Raw genomic sequence first — 4,044 nt, 5'->3', positions numbered from 1 at the left:
TAGCCGCGAGGAGCGGGAGCGCACGGGGCGCTTCTTTGCCGATGGGCTGCGGCCCGTGGTGCAGGCGCTCAACTCGCCGGGCACACGTATCGAGCAGGTGATACTCGCGCCGGAGCTGCTCAAAAACCCCCTAGGCGAAAACTTGCGCGAGCGGCTTCGTGCCCAGCGCATTCCCGAGACCACACTTTCAGCGAGCCTCTACCGCCAACTGTCCAACTTAGAGGAGCCCCAGGGCATCGGCGTGATTGTGCAAAGGCGGCCTCAGAGGCTTAGCTGGCTTGCCCCTACCGACGGTGAGTTCTTTGTCGCGCTGGACACGATCCGCTCGCCGGGCAATCTGGGGACAATTCTGCGAACGATGGATGCGGTGGGCGCGTCGGGGCTGATTCTGATTGGCGGCGAGATTGACCCGTTCGACCCGAGAGTTGTCCGTGCCACGATGGGCTCGCTCTTTGCCCAGAAGATTGTGCGAACCACGGAAACAGAGTTCGTCGCGTGGCGCAAGCAGCATAGCGTCGCGCTGGTGGGAACGTCGCCGCATGCACAGATTTCCTACCGTGAGTTTGACTGGCCCAAGCGCACCGTTCTCTGGCTGGGCGGCGAGCGCGAGGGACTCTCACAAACCCAGCAAGCGGCGTGTGACATGATCTTGCGCATCCCCATGGTCGGCACTTGCGACTCGCTCAATATCGCCACCGCCGCCGCCGTGCTGCTCTACGAAGTATTCACCAGGTATCATTTCTAAAAGAGACATCCCACCCCCCTTCGCGAAGCCGGAGGGGGTGGCCGAGTTCCACGAGGCCGGGGGAGGAAAAATATGAGCAACCACACCCTGATCTACAATGCCCCCGCCACACGCTGGGAGTTTGAGGCGCTTCCTATCGGCAACGGTCGCCTGGGGGCGATGCTCTTTGGCGGCATCGGCGAGGAGCATATCCAGTTCAATGAGCAGAGCCTCTGGAGCGGCGACAACAACTGGGACGGCGAGTACCAGACGGGCGACCATGGCTTTGGTGCCTACCGAACCTTTGGGGAGTTGTTTGTGACGTTTTCAGGCAGTTCAGGCGAGATGCCTGCCGACTACCGACGCGAGCTGGACATTGCCACCGGGATCCATACCACAAGCTTCACGCAAAGCGGCACAAAGCTCCTCCGCGAGGCGTTTGCCAGTCGCCCGGCTCAGGTGATTGTACTACGCTACACGGCGTCGCAAAAAGGCGCACTCTCGGGGAGCCTGCACCTGAAATCCGGTCAGGGCGCAGCGGTGACGGCACGCGGCAACGAGCTTATCTTTGAGGGTGTGATGCCCAATACGCTCAAGCACGCCACCGTTATCCGCGTGCTCCCTACGGGCGGAAAGCTATCGGTTGACGGCGAGAGGCTTGCCTTCTCGGGCTGCGACGCGCTGACGGTGCTGCTCAATGCCCGTACCAACTACAAGCCGGACTACGCAAGTAACTGGCGTGGGGAAGCGCCCTTGCCGCGTCTCACGAGTGAGCTGGCGGCGGCGCAGAAAAAATCCTACACAGTGCTCAAAAATGCCCATGTCAAAGACCTCTCGGGCCTGCTCGGGCGAGCGAGTCTTGATCTCGGGCAGACCGACCCGGCGATCCGAGCCAAACCCACTAATGAGCGCCTCAAGCTCTACGCTAAGAATGGCAGTGACCCGGAGCTGGAAGTGACGCTCTTTCAGTACGGGCGCTACTTACTGACGAGCTGCTCCCGGCCCGGTGGGCTACCCGCGAACTTGCAGGGGCTTTGGAACGAGAGTAACTCCCCGGCGTGGGCGTCGGACTACCACAATAATATCAATCTCCAGATGAACTACTGGGCCGCTGAGACCACCAATCTCTCCGAGTGCCACCTGCCGCTCATGGAGTATATTGTCGCGCAGGCCGAGCCGTGCCGCATCGCGACACGCAAGGCGTTTGGCGAGAAAACGCGCGGATGGACGGCACGCACGAGCCAGAGTATCTTCGGGGGCAACGGCTGGGAGTGGAATATCCCGGCCAGCGCCTGGTACGCCCAGCACGCCTACGAGCACTTTGCGTTTACCCAGGATAAGGCGTACTTAAAGAAAACCGGCTACCCGATTTTAAAAGAAGTGTGCCAGTACTGGGAGGACCATCTTAAGCGTCTGCCCGACGGCAGCCTGGTCGCGCCCAACGGCTGGTCGCCGGAGCACGGACCGCACGAGGACGGGGTCATGATGGACCAGCAGCTTATCTGGGATCTGTTCCAGAACTACCTTGACGCCGCAAAAGCACTAGGCGTGGACACCGACTACCAGACCCGAATCGCTGAGATGCAGAAGAGGCTCGCGCCCAATAAGATCGGCAAGTGGGGGCAGTTGCAGGAGTGGCAGGTAGACCGCGACGATCCGAAAGACACGCACCGACACACGTCGCACTTGTTTGCCGTCTACCCAGGTCGGCAGATCTCACAGGAGACGACCCCCGAGCTGGCAAAAGCGGCGATTAAGTCGCTCAAGGCGCGCTGTAATGACCATGAAGATGAGACCGGCAAGCCCTTCGCAGTCGAGACGACGATTGGCGACAGCCGTCGCTCGTGGACATGGCCGTGGCGCTCGTGTGTCTGGGCGCGGCTTGGGGAGAGTGAGCGGGCGTATCTCTCGATTCGTGGCCTGCTGACCTACAACACGCTCCCGAATCTTTTTGCCAACCACCCGCCCTTCCAGCTCGACGGCAACTTCGGCATCTCCGCCGCGTTTGCCGAGATGCTGCTCCAGTCCCACACCGGGGTGATTGAGCTGCTGCCCGCGCTCCCGAAAGCCTGGGCCAAGAGTGGGTCGTTCACGGGGCTGAAGGCGCGGGGCAACTTGACCGTGGACTGCACCTGGAAAGACGGCAAGGTGACAGTGTTCCAAATAATCTCGCCCCAGCCCGCCACCGTGCGTGTCTGGGTGAACGGGAAGGTGCAGGCAGTCAAGGCGACGGTGCGACGGTGACGGAGCCCGCACATCGGTTTGAGGGCGACTACTGGACCCGCTCGGAGTGGCGCGAGATGCCGGATACCGCGCGGCGGGTGCGGCTGGCGCTGGGGACGGAGCCGATTGTCGTCCTGCCGCACCTCATGCCCGCTGTGACACTTCCCCCCGCCCCTAAACCCCTTCCATTCGGGCCGCAACCCGGCACCTGCCTGCTCGCCGATATCGCCGACACGCAGCCGATACCCCACGAGGTACTGGCGCTGGCGCTACGCGGAATAGACCTGATGACCGGGACGCTTTGGGGCTTTCAGCACGGTGCCTGGCTCCTGCTCACGCCTGAAACTCTCCGCCAGCGCCCCAGCTATCAAGCGCTCACTCTGGCGTGGGAGCTGCTGGAGCTACCGGGTAGCTCACTGGCGGAGCTAGCCGCCGTGGTTGCCCATGCCCTCAGAGCTGCCCACACCCTCGCCGAGCGCCTCGGAGCCGCCGTCACCCGCGAGGAAGCCCCCGTGGAAGCAGCCCGCCGCGCCGCGAGCCTGGTACTCCTCAAGGCACGCTTCGCCCGCTCCGTCGAGCTGCGCTTGCTCGCGCCAGGCACCCCATTTCCCTCACGCAGGGTCTGGCGAGCTGCGTACGGACTCGGCTTTGGCTGGGGGCATCTGGATCTGCTCCACTGGCCCGCAGCCCCGCAGCGTGCGCTCTTCACCCTGACCAGCGCGGGCAAGCCCGGCTACTTCCTGCCCGAGCGCACCGCCGAAGGCGAGAGCATTCCGGGTCTTGTGCTCAGCTTCGAGCTACCGTCTTGCCCCGCCCCGCTGGAGACTTTTGATGCCATGGCGCTCGCTCTCGCGCATTTCAGAGAGCAGCTCGGCGGTCACCCAACCGATGACGGAGGAAGAGAGCTTGATCTGGAGCGCCTGGACGCAGAGCGAGAGAGTGTGGCGGCAGCGGTGGGCCAGCTAGAGGCGACAGGGATTGCGCCAGGGAGCCGCGAAGCACTGGGGCTGTTTTAGTCCGCCCACAGAAACGTGGGCGTCTACGGGCGTGCCGCCATAATGTCGCAAGCGACTGGGGATTTCTCCGTCTTACTCCGT

At 63.1% G+C, this 4,044-nt stretch carries 3 protein-coding genes; all 3 read left to right on the top strand.

The window, feature by feature from the left end:
- A partial coding sequence (locus ACH2EH_RS15115; protein WP_395142873.1) for a TrmH family RNA methyltransferase occupies positions 1–745 on the top strand: 745 nt, incomplete at its 5' end.
- Positions 746–817: 72 nt separating this feature from the next.
- Positions 818–2,968: a glycosyl hydrolase family 95 catalytic domain-containing protein gene (locus ACH2EH_RS15110; protein ID WP_395142872.1), complete on the top strand. Its 2,151-nt coding sequence runs from the start codon at positions 818–820 to the stop codon at positions 2,966–2,968.
- Positions 2,965–3,963 carry a cell division protein ZipA C-terminal FtsZ-binding domain-containing protein gene (locus ACH2EH_RS15105; RefSeq protein ID WP_395142871.1) on the top strand — a complete coding sequence of 333 codons (999 nt, stop codon included), beginning with the start codon at positions 2,965–2,967 and terminating at the stop codon, positions 3,961–3,963. Before ACH2EH_RS15110 ends, ACH2EH_RS15105 begins: the two co-directional genes overlap by 4 nt.
- Positions 3,964–4,044: the final 81 nt, after the last annotated feature.

It is taken from the genome of Armatimonas sp. (assembly GCF_043760365.1).
Lineage (GTDB): Bacteria > Armatimonadota > Armatimonadia > Armatimonadales > Armatimonadaceae > Armatimonas.
This window is presented reverse-complemented; position numbering and strand designations above follow the sequence as displayed.